The following is a 20,706-nucleotide window of genomic DNA, read 5'->3' on the forward strand; positions in this document are numbered from 1 at the left end:
GAACTAAGGGCATGCTCTAACGAATTGATAATTAATTCCAAAATCACCAAAATCATCTAATTCAAGTCTATCGCTGGTAAGTACTATTATTTCATATCGTTCATTCCCGGTACCAATATCATTAAAATCCCTTATAGTTAAATTTTTTCCTGTAATAGAATAGTTACCAGAATTATTAGTATCCATAAAATTAATCTCGAAAGACCCATCATTAAAAAATTCCCAATTATGTATGCGATTATTGCATTCCCACTCTACATACCAGATTCCCAAGATACCCTCCTTAACATCTACTGTAATTAAAGGTTCTTCAGCATCATCTGATGAACATGAAGCTCCAATTATCAAAAAAATCAATATGAAAATTAATTTTCTCATAAACTGCACTTAAAACACTGAATAACAACAATTTAATAAACTTCTTTGTTAAAGCGAAACTTTATCATGCAATATTTATTTTAACCTTGTAGTGTGTCCAATATCTCATCAATATCCTTCTCGGTAGTATCAGGATTGATAAAACAGAAACGAACCACACTTTCGTCTTTCCAGAGAGAAGGGGTCACAAGGGCAAAACCTGAATTATGGTTTCTGTAGGTCCAGTCCCTATAATCTTCTGCACTCCACCCATTTCTTTTAAAAAGTACCACAGATAAACTTGCAGGTCTTACAAGCTCAAGATTCTCATTTTCTTCAACCTTATCAGCCGCAATTTTAGCTAATTCAATTCCACGTTCAATTGCTTCTTTATATTTATTAGTCCCATGCATGGCCAGAGAAAACCAAAGTGGCATTCCCCTAAGTCGTCGAGTAAGTTGTATTTGATAATCGGCAGGATTAAAGCCCTGGGCTCCTTCATCTTTAAAAATTTCCAGGTAAGCACCTTTTTGAGAATGTGCTTTTTTAGCAAGTTCCAGGTTTTTATAAATTACTGCTCCACAATCATAAGGGGAGAAAAGCCATTTATGAGGATCTATCGTAATGCTATCAGCTTTTTCTATTCCATTAAATAAATGCCGAACAGAATTCGCAGCCAAAGCTCCACCCCCATAAGCACAATCTACATGTAACCATACATTTTCCTCTTCACAAGTATCTGCTATTCCCTTTAGGTCGTCAATGATCCCTGCGTTGGTTGTTCCTCCGGTAGCGACCACCGCAAACAGCCTGTTTCTATTCTTTTCACTAAGATTAACAATCGCAGTTTTCAAATCTTTTCCAGAAAGAAACTCGTCTCCCGAATCTATTAAATGAACATCGGCATCCATAACCTTAGCCATAGATTTTATGGAGCTATGGGCTCCTGTAGAAGTTAGCAACAGCGCACGCTCTTTTGCGTGATCAGATTTTTGTTCTCGCCATTCCTCTCTTGCCGTTACCAATGCTGAAAGATTCGCAGCCGTACCTCCACTGGTAAAAACTCCGAAAGCCCCTTTGGGTAATTTCGTTAATGAAACCAGCCATTTCATTGCCTGGTTTTCACAAAAAATACCTCCTGCTCCTTCCATCCAATATGCTCCGTGAATACTGGAAGCTGAAGTCACCAGGTCAAACATAATAGCGGCTCGTGTTGGTGCTGCCGGTACAAATGCCAAATGTCTCGGGTGATCTATAGGAACCGTAGCCTTAACCAATACATCTTTAAACAACTGGAAAGCTTTTTCACCTCCTATTCCTTCAGAAGTTACAGTTTCTCCTACAAGTTTTAAAAGATCTTCTTCTTTCTTAGGTGAACCAAGTTCTGGGGTAATATTGGAGATACGATCTATGGTATATTTCATGACATCTAGCGTCATTTCTACCAGATTCATATCTATAGTGTGCATTTTATTCTCTTCCAAAAGTCAAAATTTTAAAGTTGGATTCTAGCGGATCTAATTCTTCCATTAATTTATTTATCAATTCCTCTCCATATTCCACGTAAAATTCAGAGAAATTGGTTTGTCTTTCCTGCAGACTCCTGTTCGGAAAAAGGTCATTCTGAAGTTCAGCAATTCGTTCAACTTCATCTTTCAGTTTTCGCTTTTGAGCCTTTAATAATCTTTTTTCAAGATGATCTAAACCTTTCAACTGTTTTACTTCCTGAGCTTTTACCGCACCAATAAATGATTCATCGGTCTTTTCTGCCAGGTCATACATATGCTGAAACTGCTCTACCAAATGCTCTTTTTGGCCGGAAAAATCTATATCGATATCTGAAATTTTACGAACTTTTCTATTGATTAGTTCATGCTGTTTAAGAAATAATTCCTGAATTGAAATTTTCAGTTTTTCCCGTTTATCATTCTGCTTTCCAGTTTGTAGCATTGCGGAATTCCGTAGCAATAACATAGGAAAAGTCACATTTTCAGCTTCAAAATAAGACTTTAATTCCAGCCAATAGGCCAGCTCTCCACCTCCACCGATATAACAAAGATTAGGCAGAATCACTTCCTGATACAAAGGCCTCGTCATTACATTCGGACTAAATCGTTCTGGATGGTCCTTTAATTCCTGAAGAATTTCCTCTTTCGTCCATGAAATTTCTGTCTCGTGAACAAAATAATTTCCATCACGTTCAATAATTCTTTCACGAATTTCATCGGTAAGGTAAAACAGGTTTATATCCCTTGGATTCACCTGGATATTATATCCCAGGGAATTTATTTTTTGAAGCGTTTCGGTAGTTTGTTTATGGGAACTATGCTCAACAAGCTCGCTCCCGACATTCGGAATAAAATGCTTTTTTAATCGCTTATCACCGGCCGCAACAATTACTAACCCATATTTTCCAAAAATTTCATTGGCTATAAAACGCGTTGCATCGGAAAGAGTATCGTGTTCTAAATATCCCTTTTCAAAGGTTGACTTTAGGAATTCAGCATTCTCGCCACCGCCAATTTCTGCAGAAAAAAGCTTAAATACTTCATCAAGTCCTTCCGTAGAAAGTCCTCCAACTGCAGTTTTTCCGGCTCGATCATCGGCATTATTCCACTTGAATTTCTTTCCATTCAGATTAAAAAAGTTGATTTCTTCAAAATCATGATCTTCGGTCGCCATCCAGTAAATAGGCACAAAGTTATTCTCCGGGTACTTTTCTTTTAATTTTTTAGTAAGATTAATTGTAGAAATAATCTTGTATAGAAAATACAAAGGCCCGGTGAAAAGGTTTAACTGATGCCCGGTAACTACAGTAAAAGTGTTTTTAGATTCTAAGGCATCAATATTTGCCCGGGTATTTTCTGAAACTGTCAGTTTTGAATACTGATCATTTAAAACCTGAATTAAGTCTTTTCTGATAGTATGATCGTAGCTTTTCTTTTTCTCAGTAATCTGCGCTCCAAAATTTTCAATTTCCGGAAAGCGATGATAAAAATTACTTAATTCTTTTTTTTCAGATAAATAATCAAGAATAAGTGGAGTGAAATAATTGGTTTCGGGATACGAAATACAATTGGTTGGCATAAATTTCAATTCTGTTTGCAAAGATATCGAAGATAAGGATTTTATTCCCTAAATTTTAGTTAATTCAAGCCTAGATGCTATCTTTACTCGGCTTATCCGAAATTAATGTTTTTGATGAAAAATCACCTTTACCTATTTAGCTTTCTATTTTTAAGTTTCGCCTCAATTAATGCACAGGAAATCAAAAGTCCTTCAGAGTTTCTGGGCTATGAATTGGGAAGTCAGTTTTCACGTCATGCCGCTGTGGTAGATTACTTTAATCATGTTGCTGAAAATTCTGAGTTTGTTGAATATCATACTTATGGAAAAACCAATGAACGAAGACCCCTTACGTATGCTGTTATTTCTTCAAAAGAAAATATGGCCAATCTCGAACAAATAAAAAAGAATCATCTGAAAAATGCCGGAATTGGTAATACAACTCAAGATTCAGATATCGCGATTGCTTGGTTAAGTTATAATGTTCATGGGAATGAAGCTTCCAGTACCGAAGCTGCTATGAAAACTATTTATAGCCTTATTACAGAAAAAAAAGATTGGTTAAAAAACACAGTGATCATTATGGATCCCTGCGTGAATCCAGACGGAAGGGACAGGTATGCAAACTGGTATAACCAGGTAAAAGCCGAACCTTACAACACTTCTCAGGAAGCAGCAGAACATCATGAGCCATGGCCGGGAGGAAGACCCAATCATTATCTTTTTGATCTGAATCGTGACTGGGCCTGGGCCACACAGGTTGAAACCCAGCAAAGATTGAAAGTATATAATCAATGGTTACCCCATATTCACGTAGATTTTCATGAGCAGGGAATTAACGATCCTTATTATTTTGCTCCGGCAGCCGAGCCATTTCATGAAGTGATCACTCCTTTTCAAAGGGATTTCCAAACGAAAATTGGAAAAAATCATGCGAAATATTTTGATGAAGAAGGCTGGCTTTATTTTACCGGGGAGCGTTTTGATCTCCTTTACCCTAGTTATGGCGATACGTATCCAACCTACATGGGAGCTATCGGAATGACCTATGAGCAGGCCGGTCATGGCCGTGCCGGTTTAGGGATAAAAACCGATGAAGGCTATGTGCTTACTTTAAAAGATCGTTTAGAGCACCACTATACTACCGGACTTTCCACGATTGAAGTAGCTTCTAAAAATGCTTCAGAATTAAATGAGCAATTTCAGAATTATTTCAGCAATGATGATTTTAAATATAAAAGCTATGCACTAAACGGAAACGCCGATAAACTGGAAACTTTAAAGAAATTACTAGACAGACACGAAATAGAGTATTCTTACTCAAATTCAGGGAAAATAAATGGCTATAGTTTTATAAATGGTGAAAATGGGAGTTTAAACAGCAATGAAAATACGCTGTTGGTTTCTACGAATCAGCCAAAGGCTAAGATGGTAAAAGTACTGTTTGAGCCTAAAACTAAATTAATGGACTCGCTAACTTATGATATTACTGCCTGGAGTTTGCCTTACGCCTATGGATTGGATGCAGTTGCCAGCAATAAGATCATTTCCGGTTCAGAAAAATCGAATAACAATAATATTCAGAATAGTCCAAATACTGATGGAGCCGGATATGTTTCAAAGTGGAATAGCATGAAGGATGCTCAATTCCTCGCAGATCTTATTAAGAATGACATTAAGGTCCGCTTTAGTGAAGTTTCTTTTGAAAGTAACGGACAACAATTCGTTCCAGGAAGTCTAATCATTACTAAAAGTGACAACCTTAAAACTGAAAATTTCGACACGAAAGTTATCGAGATTGCCAACGATCATAAACGTCAGCTTTTAACGGCAGAAACAAGTTTTGCGGGTAGCGGTCCCGATTTTGGATCTTCTGAAATCAAGATCATCAACGAGCAAAAAATTGCTCTTTTAAAAGGTAATGAAGTCTCTTCGCTTAATTTTGGAGAAATCTGGTATTTCTTTGAGCAGGATTTAAATTACCCCGTAACCCCGTTAAACACAGATTACTTTAACAGGGTAAATCTTGAAGGATTTGATGTTTTAATTATTCCTGAAGGTCGATATCATGATTTTATGGATGAGGATACATTAAAAAAGATCACTTCCTGGGTAAAAGACGGCGGAAAACTGATTGCTATAGGCAGCGCGGTTGGTAGTTTCACTGATAAGGAAGGCTTCGGAATTGAAGAGAATAGCACGGCTAAAAAAGATTCTACTACCACAGAAGCCAATCTTATTCCTTATGCTGAAAGAGAGCGCGAAAGCATCAAAAATCTGATTACGGGAAGTATCATTAAGACCAGGGTAGATAATACGCATCCCATGGCATTTGGGTACGATGACCAGTATTTTACACTAAAATTAAGTAGTGACAGCTATTCCTTATTAAATAGTGGCTACAATGTTTCCTATATTCAGGAACCTGAAGTAGTCTCAGGTTTTGCCGGAAGTGAGGCAATTAAAAACCTAAAAAATTCACTGGTATTTGGTGAAGTACCAATGGGACAAGGAAGTGTGATCTATATGGTAGATAACCCCCTTTTTCGAGCATTTTGGGAGAATGGAAAGCTTTTCTTTGCCAATACTCTATTCTTTACTAATAATACAGGTTACAAATATTAGCTGGAAAATTCGCCTAAATATTATGATGGAAATCACATTTGAATATTGGAATAAACTTGCTGAACAGATAATCACAATTAGTTCATTACTTGGTGGATTTTCAATTGCAGTAATAGCGAACCTTTTAGTTTCTGATACAAATACTCGTTTATCGAAAATTATTATGATAACTGCAACTTTAGCTGCAGGTTCATTCTTGATTACAGTTTTTGCTATGACGAAACTTCTTATGATGACCACCGAAGGATACCCAATGAACGTGATACAGACCGATTTAATGCTTCCTAGAATTGTAGGAGTAATTTTATTTCTTTTAGGAATAGTTTCACTAATAGCCATGATTTCCCTGGCCGGCTGGACTAAATCAAAAAAATTAGGGCGATTTACTACAACGATTGGAATTTTAACGTTCCTTTTAATAATATTAATGCTGACATGAAAATTATAACGCAGAAAATGAAAACCACTAAATCATTCTTCTTAATATTTATACTAATCGCTGTTAGTTCAGCTTTTAGTCAGGAGAAAACCGAAAATTTTTCAGTTGATTTTGAAACTTTTAATCTGGAGAATGGATTAAAAGTGATTCTTCATCAGGATATGTCTGACCCAGTGGTCGCAGTAGCCTTGACCGCTCATGTGGGTTCAGCAAGAGAAAAGGAAGGCAGAACCGGTTTTGCACATTTATTTGAACACCTATTATTTCTGGAATCTGAAAATCTGGGAAAAGGCGGATTGGATAAATTAAGTGCCAGAATTGGTGGTTCCGGAGCCAATGGATCTACCAGCAGGGACAGGACCAATTATTTTCAAACAGTTCCTAATGATGCGCTTGAAAAAATGATCTGGGCAGAAGCAGATAAACTTGGTTTTTTTATTAATACGGTTACAGAACCTGTTTTGGCGAAAGAAAAACAGGTGGTAAAAAATGAAAAAAGACAGGGTGTAGATAACAGGCCATACGGACACACCTTTTATGTGGTAGACCGGAATTTGTATCCTGAAGATCATCCTTATAACTGGCAGGTAATTGGAAGTCTGGAAGATCTTCAAAACGCTACTTTACAGGATGTGAAAGATTTTTATAATAAATGGTATGTCCCTAACAATGTGATCCTGACAATTTCCGGAAACTTTGACAAGGAACAGGCAAAAGAATGGGTTCATAAGTATTTTGATGAAATAGAACGAGGCCCTGAAATGCTCGAATTAGAGAAGCAGCTGGTGACACTTTCAGAATCCAAGCGGGTTTATCATGAAGATAATTTTGCTCAATTACCTGAATTAACGCTTACATGGCCTTCGGTTTATTCCTATCATCCTGATTCCTTTGCTTTGGAAATTCTATCGAATTACTTAGCCGATGGTAAGAATGCACCGCTTTATAAGAACCTGGTGAAATCTAAAAAGCTCACAGGGAATGTTAGTATGTTTAATTATACCTCAGAACTTGCAGGCCAATTAATGCTTCAGGTGAGGGCTTATGACGGAAAAGATCTGGATTCAGTTAAAACAGCAATTGATAAAACTTTTACTGAATTTGAAAAAAATCGAATTCCGCAGAAAGATTTAAAAAGAATAAAAGCCGGACTGGAAACCAATTTCTACAATTCCATTTCCAGTGTACTGGGAAAAGGATTTCAATTAGCGCAGTACGAGATCTATGCAAAAGACCCTAATTTCATCAATAAGGAAGTTGATAAAATGCTGGCAGTAACTACAGAGGATGTTATGAAGGTTTATAAGAAATATGTAAAAGATAAAAACTATATCGCTACCAGTTTCGTTCCAAAAGATCAATTAGAATTAAGTCTTGAAAATTCTAAAAAAGCTGAAGTTGTTGAAGAAAAGATTGTTGAAGGCGCTGAAGAAAAATTTGATTCAAACCAACAGGTTACCTATAATAAAACTCCTTCAAATTTTGACCGTACCATAGAACCACCATATCAGGGAAAACCGGAATTAAATATTCCTGAAATTTGGGATGCCCGGATGCCTTCTGGAATGAAAGTGATGGGAATTACCAATACAGAAGTTCCCGTAGTGCAGTTTAGCCTGGAAATGAAAGGCGGACAATTACTGGAGAATCCTGCTCAGGCGGGAGTGTCAAACATGCTTGCAAGTATGATGACCAAGGGAACGGCAAAAAAAACACCGGCAGAACTGGAAGAAGCTATTGAATTATTAGGAGCATCTATTTATGTAAATTCCAATGAAGAGAAAATAACGATTTCAGGGAATACACTGGCAAAAAACTACACTAAAACCATGGCTTTAGTCCAGGAAATACTGCTTGAGCCGCGTTGGGACGAAGAAGAATTTAAACTGATTAAGCAACAAAATTTAAGTCGACTTCAGGAAGAACAAGGAGATCCAAATGCGATTGCTCAAAACGAATTTAAGAAGTTGATATATGGCGCTAACAGCATCCTTTCTTATAACGAATTAGGAACTCCTGAAACTGTGAAAAGTTTAAGCATAGCCGATCTGAAAAACTACTATGAAGAAAATCTATCTCCGTTAGCTTCCACTTTTATGGCTGTAGGAGCTGTTGAGAAAACTGAAGCTGTAAACTCGGTAAAGGCTATTTCGGCAAACTGGGCACCAAAAAATATAAGTTTTCCTGAAATTCCGGAATTTGAACTTCCGGAAAAATCAAAAGTATATTTCTACGATGTACCGGGAGCTAAACAATCTGTACTTGCTTTTGGTGCACCGGGACTTTCGGCAAAAAATGATAATTACTATCCCGCGGAGGTAATGAATTATCGCTTAGGTGGTGGAGGTTTCGCATCCAAATTAACCCAGGAGCTTAGAGAGGGAAAAGGTTATACCTATGGAATTCGCTCCAGGTTTATGGACAGGTCTTACGTTGGCCCATTTATGATCACCAGTGGAGTGAGAACCAATATTACCTATGAGGCAACAGAACTGGTAAGAAATATTGTTAAAGATTATTCTACCAGCTTTGATCAGGAGGACCTTGATGTGACCAAAAGTTATATGATTAAGAGTAATGCCAGAAGATTTGAAACTCTCGGAGCAAAACTAAATATGTTACGTGAGATCAATGATTATGGATATGAGAAAGATTATATTAAAACCCGGGAAGCAAGCGTAGAGAAAATTAGTGTCCTTGATATTCAGGACCTGGCAAAGCAATATATTAATCCTGAAAAGATGTATTATCTTATCGTTGGAGATGCGGAAACACAACTTGAAAAACTTGAAGAATTAGGTTATGGAAAACCTGTTTTACTGAATAAAAATACTGAAGAATAAAATTTTATAGAGGTCAGTAGAAAGTTTCATATTCAAATGTTTATTAGATTTGCAAATGTCAGGTTGAGCGAAGTCGAAACCTAAATTTAACTCACCAATAGTTCTCGACTGCGCTCGAACTGACAATAAAAATTTTTTACACTATTAGTAATCAGTATTTTATATACTTTAAAATTATATGCACTTAACTACTGACCTTTGAAATTTTATAAAAGCTTTAAGTCTGGCGGGAACTTCAATTCCCGCCTTTTTTATATCTTCTCAATTACTAAATAACGATCAACCAGAAAACCACGAATTTGTCTAAAAAGCTTTCTTATATACTTACCGGAAGCATTGTTGCCGGTTTAATACTGCTTTATTTTTTATATCCTCCTTTCCAGGGCTTTATCAATGAAACCTGGCAAATTTTATGGAGTGAAGATGAAACAAGAATCAGGAATCACTTTAAAAGTTTTGGCTTCTGGGGTCCAATAGCCATTATTATTGTGATGATTTTGCAGATTTTCCTGGTCGTTTTTCCTTCGTGGCTGCCGATGATCGTTGCCGTATTAGCCTATGGATTTTGGGGTGGAGCCTTGATTTCTATCACCGGGGTATTCTGCGCTTCCACTATTGCCTTTTACATTGGTAAATGGCTGGGTGAAGATCATCTTGAAAAAATTATGGGGAAATCGAAAAATAAAAAAGTTGAATACTGGGTTTCAGATTATGGATTCTGGACTATCGCCATATTTCGTATCTCCCCTTTTCTTTCTAATGATGCTATTAGTATTGTTGCAGGAATGCTGAGTATGACCTACCGGAAATTTATCCTGGCGACCTTAACCGGGATCGTTCCCTTGTCTTTTGCGATCGCTTATTTTGCACAGGATATAGATCAATTAAAGAATGGACTTTATTGGATTGGAGGCGCAGGAATTCTTATCTACGGAATCTATGTTTTTATAGATTACCGAAAAAACAAGAAACAAAGTTCTAGTTAGCGGGGAAACTTTGTCTTAATTTCTGAAGATCTTCTTCGACATAACCTTTTAATGAAGCCATCGTTCCCTGGGAGTTTGGAGCTTTGATGATCAGGTTATTGGTAGCAACAGTCAAACTTATTATTTTTTTTATTTTGTATGAATGGGTTTTCCCTTGACTGGGTTTATATTTTATAGATTCACTATCCCATTCTATATATTCCCCGTTATTTCCACGATTTTGATAAGCCTGATAGAAATATAAGACGGACACTATTACATATGCTCCGGACATGATAAACTCAAAATATTCCTGACCTTCATCCCATTCAGCAGATAAAAGATAAAATACAGCTAATAAAAACCAACCAATAAGTATGGAAATTAGCTATAAAAATGTTGTAAATTTTCGATTTTCTCCATGAGAGAAACAGAAAAAACATGCTTCTTCTAAAGTAATAAAAAATATAAAATTGTAGGTTTCTTAAACAGATTTGATTTTCAACTCTTTACGTTTAGGCTTTTCAGTAGTCACATTTAAAGGCTCTCCATAAAGATCAAAATCGGCAGCTTCAGCGATCTTTACATCGTAATAATCCCCGGTTTTTAGATAAACGGTAGTAGCATCGATCAAAACTTCATTATCAACATCTGGTGAATCATATTCGGTACGGCCTATAAAATAGTTTCCTTCTTTACGATCAATCACTACGTTGAACACCTCGCCTATTTTCTGCTGATTTAATTCCCAGGAAATCTGTGACTGAATTTCCATAATTTCATTTGCACGCTCCTGTTTTACTTCCTGAGGTACATCGTCTTCCAGATTATAAGCATGGGTATTTTCTTCGTGAGAATACGTGAAGCACCCAAGTCTTTCAAAACGCATTTCCTTAACCCATTCTTTCAGCTCCTGATAGTGCTCTTCGGTTTCTCCAGGGTACCCAACGATAAGCGTTGTTCTAATGGCCATTTCCGGCACCGTTTTCCTGAATTCTTTCAGAAGTTTCGTTGTCTTTTCATGAGTAGTTCCACGACGCATAGATTTCAATAGATCATCTGAAATATGTTGCAGCGGAATATCTAAATAATTACAAACCTTTGGCTCACGCTTCATCACTTCCAGCACATCCATTGGGAATCCTGTTGGAAAGGCATAATGTAAACGTATCCATTCAATTCCTTCAACCTTTACCAGGTTTTCAAGCAATTCAGCCAGGTTACGTTTTTTATAGAGATCAAGACCATAATAGGTAAGGTCCTGGGCGATCAATATCAATTCTTTCACTCCATTGGCAGCCAGCTTTTCAGCTTCGGTAACCAGGTTTTCTATTGGAGTAGACTTGTGCCCACCACGCATTAACGGGATTGCGCAAAAAGAACATGGACGATCGCAACCTTCGGCAATTTTTAAGTATGCATAATTCTTCGGGGTTGTAGTTAATCTTTCCCCGATTAATTCATGTTTATAATCAGCTTCCAAAGCACTTAGAAGACCCGGTAATTCTGTAGTTCCAAAATACTGGTCTACATCTGGAATTTCCTTTTGTAGATCTGGTTTATATCGTTCACTCAAACAACCGGTAACAAAAACCTTGTCTACGTCACCCTGTTGTTTTTTCTCCACGAATTCAAGAATGGTATTTACTGACTGCTCTTTGGCGTTATCAATAAATCCGCAGGTATTTATCACAACGATGTTCCCATCCTCTTCATGCACTACGTCTTTATCGTTCGCTTTCAACTGCCCCATCAAAATCTCAGAGTCGTAAACATTCTTGCTACAACCAAGGGTTACTACGTTGATCCTGTTCTTTTTAAGTGATTTCGTCCTCATAAACTTCTCTACTTTTTAGCTGAAAATTATTCCGAAGAAAATCTAAAGCGGGTGCAAAGATACAATCTAAAATTTGATATACCTGAAAGTCTTTATATTGAAGATCTTAAGAGAAGTATTCGTGCAGCTGAAGCATCCATTCCTGTTCGTAATACCGCACTATACTAATTAAAATTACACCGGCAACCACATACGCCCAATGATAAGAATTTCTCTTTACCATGATCCCACCAACGATAGCGAACGCTAAATAAGGTAACGATAAGATGAGATTTGGCTTTAGCCAGGCATCGCCGAATATTGCAATTATCTTCATAATCACATAGAAAACACTATAAAAGAAAATAATCTTTGAAATAAGGACAAGATATCTTTGAGAATTACTACTCATTGTAATTTCCAGGGGTTTTTCTTCTTTGAGAATTTTTTTCGAATATATAGGCAAATTGCAGAAGTTGTTCTTCAGTAAACGGTTTCCCTATAAACGTTAAGCCTCTTGGTTGATTTTCTGAGCTATATCCCATAGGAACTGTTATCGCCGGATACTTAGCTACAGCCGCATAACCTGCATGATAATTATTAATAGATAGAACGGCGTCCAGATCAAGTTCCTTCATTGGTTTTTCAAAGAATCTGGTTCCGTTAGTTTTCAGGGTATCTTTAATTGCTGAAAAATCTTTTTCTGAAGCAGAGTCTTTCAAAATACCCATGAATAATGCCTGACCGTAAGGAGCCCTGTTCAAAGAATCCTGAGTATTGTAATCTACTACGTCCTGGACATTTTTATAAGAAACATCTCCCCCATAATTCTTCAAATAGGCTGGAAGATCTTTTTTCATATCTAAGTTCAGTAATCTTCGAAAATTAGGAAGATCTATATCTTCCGCTTCAAATTCAACAATTTCTGCACCGGCCTTTTTAAGATCGTTGATCGCTCTTACATATAGTGAATCATCCATCAGGGCTTTTATAACGCCAAAACGTTTATCTTTAAGATCGGCTTTTTTAATATTTGAATAATAAACTGAATTTTGTTTTCCTGCTCCTTTGGAAGAAACATCTTCATTATCTACTCCCTTCATCGCATCCAATAATATCGCATTATCTATAACGAACTTTGTTATTGGTCCCGGAGTATCCAGGGTACTTGAAATTGGTACAATTCCGCCTCTACTTAAAACTCCGATGGTTGGTTTTAAACCTACCACAGAATTTGAACTTGCCGGAGAAAGAATGGAACCTGAAGTTTCTGATCCAACCGCAACAGGTGCAAAATTCGCTGCTACCGCTACGCCACTTCCAGAACTTGAACCACCAGTATCATGAACTTTTCTTCCATATGGATTTAATGTTTGACCACCAATAGTAGAGAATCCATTAGGACAGCCTTCGCAAAAGAAATTCGCCCACTCACTTAGATTCGCTTTTCCCAGGATCAAAGCTCCGTTATTTTTTAACTGCTTTACGATAAAAGCATCCTCGGTCTGGTTATTTTGAAGTGCTACCGAACCTGCCGTGGTAGGTGTCCCGGTAGTATTGATATTATCTTTTAACAGCACAGGAATCCCATAAATTGGATGCCTGTTGGAAGCTTTACTTTTTTGCTGATCTTTTGCCCTGGCCTCCTCAATGATATTAGGATTTAGTGAGATCACAGAATTCAGTGAAAACTCATTCTCCCTATCGTATTCCATGATTCTGGTAAGATAGAATAATACAAGTTCCTCATAGGTTAACTTCCCAGATTCTATAGCCTCCTGAATTTCAGGAATACTTTTCTCAAAAGCCAGTGCTTTTACTTCTTCATAAACTTCGCTAGAAAACTCTGAAAGATCAGCATCAAAAGGTTTCCAAAGACTATCATTATCAATGATCTTAGAATCTACTTGTTTGAACTCCATCTCTTCAACTTTTGTAGAATCGGGTTGATCCTGCTTAGTTTCAGAAGTGTTTTCAGTTGTATCGTTTTTACAGCTGAACATTGCAACTGCAATAAAAAGAAGTACTAATTTTTTCATTGAGGAAAAATTTAATTCACTAGGAAATAATATTTATGTTTCGGTTGATCCACCTTTCATTACCGACGCCAATTATAGGATTATTTGAAGAAAGAGTCTACAAATTCATATTTATTGAAAACCTGCAGATCTTCAATACCTTCTCCAACACCAATATATTTTACAGGAATTTTAAACTGATCGCTAATCCCAATTACGACCCCGCCCTTTGCGGTTCCGTCAAGTTTGGTAACAGCTAATGAAGTTACTTCTGTGGCCGCAGTAAACTGCTTAGCCTGCTCAAAAGCATTCTGTCCGGTAGAGCCATCCAATACCAATAAGACCTCATGAGGAGCATCTGCGATAGTTTTTTGCATCACCCTTTTCACCTTGGTAAGCTCATTCATAAGGTTTACCTTATTATGAAGTCTTCCTGCAGTATCTATCAACACCACATCGGCATTCATCTTTACTGCACTTTGTACGGTATCAAAAGCTACGGAAGCCGGATCACTGCCCATTTTCTGTTTGATGATAGGAACACCTGTCCTATCTGCCCAGATTTGAAGCTGATCTATAGCCGCCGCTCTAAATGTATCTGCAGCGCCAAGAACTACTTTTTGTCCATTACTTTTAAATTGGTGTGCAAGTTTTCCAATGGTGGTTGTTTTTCCAACACCATTTACTCCAACTACCATGATCACATATGGTTTCTTATCTGACGGAATCTGAATTTCCGATCCTTCACCGGTATTTGTTTCAGAAAGTAATGCGGCTATCTCTTCACGAAGAATTTTATTTAGCTCATCTGTCCCGAGGTATTTATCTCTGGCTACCCTTTCTTCAATTCTATTGATGATCTTTATGGTGGTTGTAACTCCAACGTCACTGCTTACAAGTACATTTTCCAGATCATCCAGAACCTCTTCATCAACCTTATCTTTACCGGCAACAGCCTTGCTCATCTTGTCAAAGAAACTGGTTTTGGATTTCTCTAAACCTTTGTCAAGATTTTCTTTTTTCTCTTTATTAAATATCTTTTTAAATAAACTCATTTTGGTTTGGCAGGTTTTTAATAAATCCGAAAGACTAAGATCCTTTCGAAAGCGGCAATAAATATACGTAAAAAGAAAAAGCCGTCCAGATTAAATCCAGGACGGCTTTTAAAGATTATTTAAAATCGTTTGTGAACGATTCTTACTTCTTCAAGAAGTCGTTTACGTCTTCCGGAGCCATGATCTGTTCTACAAAAGTGTAGGCGCCAGTTTTGTCAGATTTAACCATTTTTATCGCTTTGGTTAATCTTTTAGATCCTGTTTGAATAGATGCTACTGATTTCTTTGCCATGACTTAATTATTTAATTTCTTTATGAACCGTCATTTTCTTAAGAATTGGGTTGAATTTCTTCAACTCGATTCTATCCGGTGTATTCTTCTTATTTTTTGTAGTAATATATCTTGAAGTACCTGGTTGCCCAGATGTCTTATGCTCTGTACATTCTAGAATTACCTGAACTCTGTTACCTTTCTTTGCCATTGTGAAATATTTTTAGGTGCTAAGGATTATTTCTGAAGAAATCCTTTTGCTTTAGCTTCCTTAATTACGGCAGAAATGCCTTTTTTATTGATATCTTTTAATGCAGACGTACACACCTTAAGTGTTACCCATCTGTCTTCTTCAGGAAGAAAGAAACGTTTTTTAACTAAGTTGGCGTTAAATTTACGTTTAGTCTTATTCATGGCGTGAGAAACATTATTCCCAACCATTGCTCTTTTCCCGGTAAGTTCACAAACTCTTGACATTGCTCTATACTTTTCTCGTTATTTCAAAACAGGCTGCAAATTAACGATTTTTTTACCTAACAGGCAACTAATTCAAAAAAAATATTTTACTCTTAAAATAATTCGGTTGAATCCTCGTTTCGCACCTGTCTCAGGGCTTTTCCGAGTGCAAAAATAAGATATTTAATTCATATAAATCAAGAGAAAACTATCCGAATAATAGGATTAATTTCAGCAATAAACTGATAATCAATCATTCTTCGTGAATTTTATAACACTTTGCTGAAGCAATTCCATCGCTTTATTAACAGATTTCCCTACTACTTTTTCGCGATGGTTCCCAAAATTAAACTGATGAGCAGTTACGCCATCTGGAGTCGCAATACCAATAAAAACAGTACCTAAATCTGCATCACTATCACCCTTGGACGGACCTGCATTGCCTGTAGTGGCAATAGCAAATTCCGTATGAAATTTATCCCTGGCTCCCTGTGCCATTGCCTTTGCAACCTCTGCACTCACCACCGAATGTTTCTTAATTAATTCTTCTGAAACATTTAGAAGCTCTTTTTTAGCCTCTGTAAAATAACAAACAAGACTTCCTTTAAAGGAGGCTGAAGAACCTGGCGCTTTAGTAAATTTAGAAGCAAGTCTACCTCCGGTAAAACTTTCAGCTGTAGATAATGACCAATTTCTCTCGGCCAGCATTTTACCAATTACCACCTCAACAGGATCCTCATCTTCATAGCCAAAAATTATATCCCCAATATATTCATGCAATGCAGTGATCTGGCTGTCTATCAAATTTCGAAGATGATCTTCATTATCACCTCGGGCAGATAATCGAAGCCTTACCCTGCCAAGATTAGGCAGATAGGCAAGCTTGATCTCTTTAGGCAGGTTATCTTCCCAGGATTCAATCTTTTCAGCGATGGCACTTTCTCCCAAACCGTAAGTAACTACTGTTTTATGTAAAATTACGGGACGGGAATAATTTTGCATTAACCTTGGAATGATCTCTCTCTCCATAAGTCCACGCATCTCGTATGGCACCCCGGGCATAGAAATATATACTTTACCACCATTATCAAACCACATCCCTGCGGCGGTGCCATATTCATTATGTAAGGCAATGGCTTTAGACGGCAATAATGCCTGATCTCTGTTAAGATCAGAAATTGGAGTATCTATATACTTATCGAAAAGCTCTTCGATATGTTTTAATACTTTCTTGTTTCGAACCAGTTTATCATCAAAAAATTCACAAAGGCATTTTTTTGTAATATCATCTTTAGTAGGCCCAAGCCCACCGGTAATGATAATAATATCGGCTCTTTGCGAAGCTTCTTTAAGGGTTTGAAGTATATGCGTGCGGTCATCTTCAATAGAAGTTATTTGATGAACGCTTACGCCTATCTTATTGAGTTCTTTGGAGATATATGCTGAATTAGTATCAACAACCTGACCGATGAGAATTTCATCTCCGATTGTGACTATTTCAGCTATCATTCTAATTCAAAATCTCGTTTGAGCGCAATAGCAGCAACATTCACTTTTTTTGAAATCGTATCAGCCGCCTGTGGTACTTCATCCTTTCGCTGACCTTTTTTAGACCAGGCTTCGATAATCTTTATCTGGTCCATTAGATTCAATCCAAAAAGCTGAAGATTGGGTTTCATTTTATGAGCGTATTGGTAAGCTAATGATGGATTATCATTGCCAATGGCTTCACTCATAGATGCCACATCCGGTGGGATTTCTTCCAGGAAAGTCTGCACTACAACGAGCATGAATTCTTCATCCCCGCCTGCCATTTCTTTTACTTCGTCAAGATTATAGCTACTCATTCAGTTGGTTATTTTACTTTGATCGAAAACATTTTATTGCTCTCCAGGAAACCAGTTAACCGATCGTCGGGAGATACTTTTCCCACCCCGGCAGGAGTTCCTGTAAATATAATATCCCCAATTTTTAGGGTGAAATACGTCGAAATATAAGCAATTAATTCATCAATTTTCCAAAGCATATGGGACGTATTCCCTTGCTGTACGGTCTCTTCATTTTTATCCAGCCTAAACTTAAGATCATCAACATTAGGCAATTCACTCTTATCCAACCATTTATTCCCAATCACAGCAGCTCCATCAAAAGCTTTAGCCTTTTCCCAGGGAAGGCCTTTCTTTTTTAATTTCTCCTGAAGATCCCTGGCGGTAAAGTCTATTCCAAGACCAATTTCATCGTAATATTTGTGTGCGAATTTCTCCTGAATATGCTTTCCGATCTTTTTGATCTTTACCAATACCTCTACTTCGTAGTGTACATCATTTGAAAAGTCCGGAATAAAAAAAGGCTGTTTTTTTAATAATATCGAAGTATCCGGTTTTTGAAATAGTACAGGATCTTCCGGTTTCTCGTTCTTTAATTCATCAATATGCTCTGTATAATTGCGACCTACACAAATAATCTTCATTAGGAAAGCTTATTATTTAGTTTACGAAGTTTGATCGCAGTTAAAACCTTTTTGGTATAAAGTGGAAAATCTGCATTTTGGATCCAGCCAAAATATCCCGGCTCATCTTCCAGCACCTGCTCCACATGTTTCCCTTTATATTTTCCGAAAGAAAAGACTTCTTTACCTTTTTTATCAAAACTTATAAATCCGGCGAAATCGGCAAATTTTCTTCTTGAACTAAAATCGGCAAGCCATTTCATATCATTCTCAAGATCTTGATATTTGTCTAACTGGGATTTTAAAACCTCGTAAGTAGCTTCTGTATCTGCTTCTGCTCCATGGGCTCCCTCTAGTTCCTTTCCGCAGTAAAATTGATAAGCCGCAGATAAAGTACGCTGCTCTTTCTTGTGGAAAATCGTTTGAACATCTACGGCAACAACATTCTTCATTTCAAAATCTATATCAGCACGTAACAATTCTTCCACCAAAAGCGGAATATCAAAGCGATTTGAATTATAACCTCCAAGATCACATCCTTTTATAAGATCATGGATTTTTTGAGCGAGCTCTTTAAAGGTTGGCTCATTTGCTACTTTTTCATTGGTGATACCATGAATAGCTATTACCTCTGCAGGAATTTCCCGCTCCGGATTTACTAACCAGGTATGGCTTTCCTTATTACCATTAGGAAAGACCTTTAAAACAGCAATTTCAACAATTCTGTCCTTTGAAATATTCGTCCCGGTTGTTTCCAGGTCGAAGAAACAGATGGGCTTGGTAAGCTTAAGATCCATATTTAAAAAATTTCAGTAAAGTTAATATAATTTGATAATCTCTTTAAAATATCACTTAGAAATAGACCGGGATTATTCCATTTTAAAAATAAAAAAGCCACGCAGAACGTGGCTTTTCAATATCTATTTTATCAAAATATTATATTTCTCTATTCTTATCAAAACCTTCCAGGTATTGTGCCACTCTTTGAACAAATTGTCCTCCTAGAGCTCCATTTACCACTCTATGGTCATAACTATGCGAAAGGATCATCTTGTAACGAATCCCAATAAAATCACCGTCTGGTGTTTCAATCACAGCAGGCATTTTTCTAATGGCTCCTAAAGCAAGAATACCTACCTGAGGTTGATTGATAATTGGAGTTCCCATGATACTTCCAAAAGTACCCACATTGGTAACTGTATAAGTTCCTCCCTGGATATCGTCTGGCTTCAGTTTATTCTGTCTTGCACGATTGGCAAGATCATTTACCGCTTTAGCCATTCCAACAAGGTTTAGCCTATCTGCATTTTTGATTACCGGTACAATTAAGTTTCCATCAGGAAGGGCTGCGGCCATTCCCAGGTTAATATTTTTCTTCTTGATCACTTTGGTAACATCCTCATTTACCGCAATATTGACCATTGGGAAATCACGAATCGCTTTTGCTACCGCTTCCATAAATATTGGTGTAAACGTAAGTTTCTCACCTTCCTTCTTCTGAAAATCGGCTTTATGTTTATTTCTCCAGTTCCAGATATTAGTTACATCAACTTCAATAAAAGACTGAACATGCGCAGATTTTTGAACACTGTCTACCATATGATGGGCGATCATTTTACCCATTCTGCTCATCTCAATAATTTCATCTTCTCCACTAACAACAGGTTCCGGCTTTTTAGAAACTCCGGCCTCTACATCTTTAGTATCTATAGATTTTCCTTTGGAAGCTTCAGATTTCTGAGACTGGGAACCTCTGTTTTCAACATAACCAAGAATGTCATTCTTAGTAACCCGACCTTCTTTTCCAGTTCCGTCAATTCCTTCAAGTTCTGATAAAGCGATTCCTTCTTCCTTAGCAATATTCTTAACCAGAGGAGAGTAAAATCTGGAAGAATCTGAATAATCTTCAGTAGATTCAGAAGATGATGCAGTTGTTTTTGCTGTTTCCACGGTTTCTGCTACATCGGCTGCTTGTGCTGGTTCTTCGTCTTCATCTTCATCTGTTCCTCCTTCAGCATCACCATCAGTTTCTATGATTGCAATAGTCTGGCCTACTTTAACAACGTCATCGGCATTAAAAAGTTTCTCCACAAGTTTCCCGTCAACTTCACTTGGAACCTCGCTATCAACTTTATCTGTTGCTATTTCAAGAACCGGCTCATCCATTTCAATGGTATCCCCTACTTCCTTCAGCCAGCTTGTTATCGTTGCTTCTGCAACACTTTCACCCATTTTGGGCAACTTCAATTCAAATTTTGCCATATCTTTAAATCAGATGTGATTTTTGTTATTTGAGTTGCGAATTTAATCAAAATACCGCTTATTAAATATTAAAAAATCAATAAA

20 protein-coding genes are annotated in these 20,706 nt (G+C 37.1%); 4 read left to right on the top strand and 16 right to left on the bottom strand.

The features are described from left to right. Positions 1-3 precede the first annotated feature (3 nt). The 3 genes from GFO_RS10500 to bshC form a co-directional block, all read right to left on the bottom strand. Complete coding sequence (locus GFO_RS10500) at positions 4-378, bottom strand: lipocalin-like domain-containing protein (protein WP_011710098.1); 375 nt, start codon at positions 376-378, stop codon at positions 4-6. 80 nt (positions 379-458) lie between these two features. Further along, the gene (locus GFO_RS10505) at positions 459-1,826 is read right to left on the bottom strand and encodes a pyridoxal phosphate-dependent decarboxylase family protein (protein WP_011710099.1); all 1,368 of its coding nucleotides are present in this window, start codon (positions 1,824-1,826) and stop codon (positions 459-461) included. A 1-nt stretch (position 1,827) separates the two neighbouring features. Continuing rightward, positions 1,828-3,444 carry a bacillithiol biosynthesis cysteine-adding enzyme BshC gene (gene bshC / locus GFO_RS10510; RefSeq protein ID WP_011710100.1) on the bottom strand — a complete coding sequence of 539 codons (1,617 nt, stop codon included), beginning with the start codon at positions 3,442-3,444 and terminating at the stop codon, positions 1,828-1,830. A 114-nt stretch (positions 3,445-3,558) separates the two neighbouring features. On the opposite strand from bshC, the gene GFO_RS10515 reads away from it, so the two are divergent. From GFO_RS10515 to GFO_RS10530, 4 genes are all read left to right on the top strand, one after another. Next, positions 3,559-6,048, top strand: a complete 2,490-nt coding sequence (locus GFO_RS10515; protein WP_041250094.1) for a M14 family metallopeptidase — start codon at positions 3,559-3,561, stop codon at positions 6,046-6,048. Between the two features lie 22 nt (positions 6,049-6,070). Further along, the gene (locus tag GFO_RS10520; protein ID WP_041250095.1) at positions 6,071-6,487 is read left to right on the top strand and encodes a hypothetical protein; all 417 of its coding nucleotides are present in this window, start codon (positions 6,071-6,073) and stop codon (positions 6,485-6,487) included. A 17-nt stretch (positions 6,488-6,504) separates the two neighbouring features. Further along, a complete protein-coding gene (locus GFO_RS10525; protein ID WP_041250344.1) occupies positions 6,505-9,330 on the top strand; it encodes a M16 family metallopeptidase in 2,826 nt (941 codons plus the stop codon). Positions 9,331-9,629: 299 nt separating this feature from the next. After that, entirely contained in the window at positions 9,630-10,316 is a 687-nt protein-coding gene (locus GFO_RS10530; RefSeq protein ID WP_011710104.1) for a TVP38/TMEM64 family protein, read from the top strand. Here GFO_RS10530 and GFO_RS10535 read toward each other — a convergent pair. The 13 genes from GFO_RS10535 to GFO_RS10590 form a co-directional block, all read right to left on the bottom strand. After that, positions 10,309-10,590 (bottom strand): hypothetical protein, encoded by a 282-nt coding sequence (locus GFO_RS10535; RefSeq protein WP_011710105.1) that lies wholly within the window; start codon positions 10,588-10,590, stop codon positions 10,309-10,311. The two genes, GFO_RS10530 and GFO_RS10535, sit on opposite strands and share 8 nt — an antisense overlap. A 189-nt stretch (positions 10,591-10,779) precedes the next feature. Further along, positions 10,780-12,132: a 30S ribosomal protein S12 methylthiotransferase RimO gene (gene rimO, locus GFO_RS10540; RefSeq protein WP_011710106.1), complete on the bottom strand. Its 1,353-nt coding sequence runs from the start codon at positions 12,130-12,132 to the stop codon at positions 10,780-10,782. Between the two features lie 106 nt (positions 12,133-12,238). After that, positions 12,239-12,523: a hypothetical protein gene (locus GFO_RS10545; protein WP_049792107.1), complete on the bottom strand. Its 285-nt coding sequence runs from the start codon at positions 12,521-12,523 to the stop codon at positions 12,239-12,241. After that, positions 12,516-14,150, bottom strand: a complete 1,635-nt coding sequence (locus GFO_RS10550) for an amidase family protein (protein WP_011710108.1) — start codon at positions 14,148-14,150, stop codon at positions 12,516-12,518. Before GFO_RS10550 ends, GFO_RS10545 begins: the two co-directional genes overlap by 8 nt. 80 nt (positions 14,151-14,230) lie before the next feature. Then, the gene (gene ftsY / locus GFO_RS10555; RefSeq protein ID WP_011710109.1) at positions 14,231-15,184 is read right to left on the bottom strand and encodes a signal recognition particle-docking protein FtsY; all 954 of its coding nucleotides are present in this window, start codon (positions 15,182-15,184) and stop codon (positions 14,231-14,233) included. Positions 15,185-15,326: 142 nt separating this feature from the next. Continuing rightward, positions 15,327-15,476 (bottom strand): DUF4295 domain-containing protein, encoded by a 150-nt coding sequence (locus GFO_RS17540; protein ID WP_011710110.1) that lies wholly within the window; start codon positions 15,474-15,476, stop codon positions 15,327-15,329. 7 nt (positions 15,477-15,483) lie between these two features. Continuing rightward, positions 15,484-15,666, bottom strand: coding sequence for a 50S ribosomal protein L33 (gene rpmG / locus GFO_RS10560; protein WP_011710111.1), 183 nt, complete (start codon positions 15,664-15,666; stop codon positions 15,484-15,486). A 26-nt stretch (positions 15,667-15,692) separates the two neighbouring features. After that, positions 15,693-15,932, bottom strand: coding sequence for a 50S ribosomal protein L28 (rpmB, locus tag GFO_RS10565; RefSeq protein WP_011710112.1), 240 nt, complete (start codon positions 15,930-15,932; stop codon positions 15,693-15,695). A gap of 228 nt (positions 15,933-16,160) precedes the next feature. After that, positions 16,161-17,420, bottom strand: coding sequence for a competence/damage-inducible protein A (locus GFO_RS10570; protein WP_011710113.1), 1,260 nt, complete (start codon positions 17,418-17,420; stop codon positions 16,161-16,163). Further along, complete coding sequence (locus GFO_RS10575; RefSeq protein WP_011710114.1) at positions 17,417-17,758, bottom strand: Hpt domain-containing protein; 342 nt, start codon at positions 17,756-17,758, stop codon at positions 17,417-17,419. The genes GFO_RS10570 and GFO_RS10575 overlap by 4 nt, the downstream gene beginning before the upstream one ends. Positions 17,759-17,766: 8 nt before the next feature. Beyond that, on the bottom strand, positions 17,767-18,381 hold the full coding sequence (locus GFO_RS10580) for a fumarylacetoacetate hydrolase family protein (RefSeq protein WP_011710115.1): 615 nt from the start codon (positions 18,379-18,381) through the stop codon (positions 17,767-17,769). Continuing rightward, entirely contained in the window at positions 18,381-19,157 is a 777-nt protein-coding gene (locus GFO_RS10585; protein ID WP_011710116.1) for an exonuclease domain-containing protein, read from the bottom strand. The genes GFO_RS10580 and GFO_RS10585 overlap by 1 nt, the downstream gene beginning before the upstream one ends. A gap of 139 nt (positions 19,158-19,296) precedes the next feature. Next, positions 19,297-20,622 carry a dihydrolipoamide acetyltransferase family protein gene (locus GFO_RS10590; protein ID WP_011710118.1) on the bottom strand — a complete coding sequence of 442 codons (1,326 nt, stop codon included), beginning with the start codon at positions 20,620-20,622 and terminating at the stop codon, positions 19,297-19,299. Between the last annotated feature and the right edge of the window lie 84 nt (positions 20,623-20,706).

Origin of the sequence: Christiangramia forsetii KT0803, assembly GCF_000060345.1 — a bacterium.
Lineage (GTDB): Bacteria > Bacteroidota > Bacteroidia > Flavobacteriales > Flavobacteriaceae > Christiangramia > Christiangramia forsetii.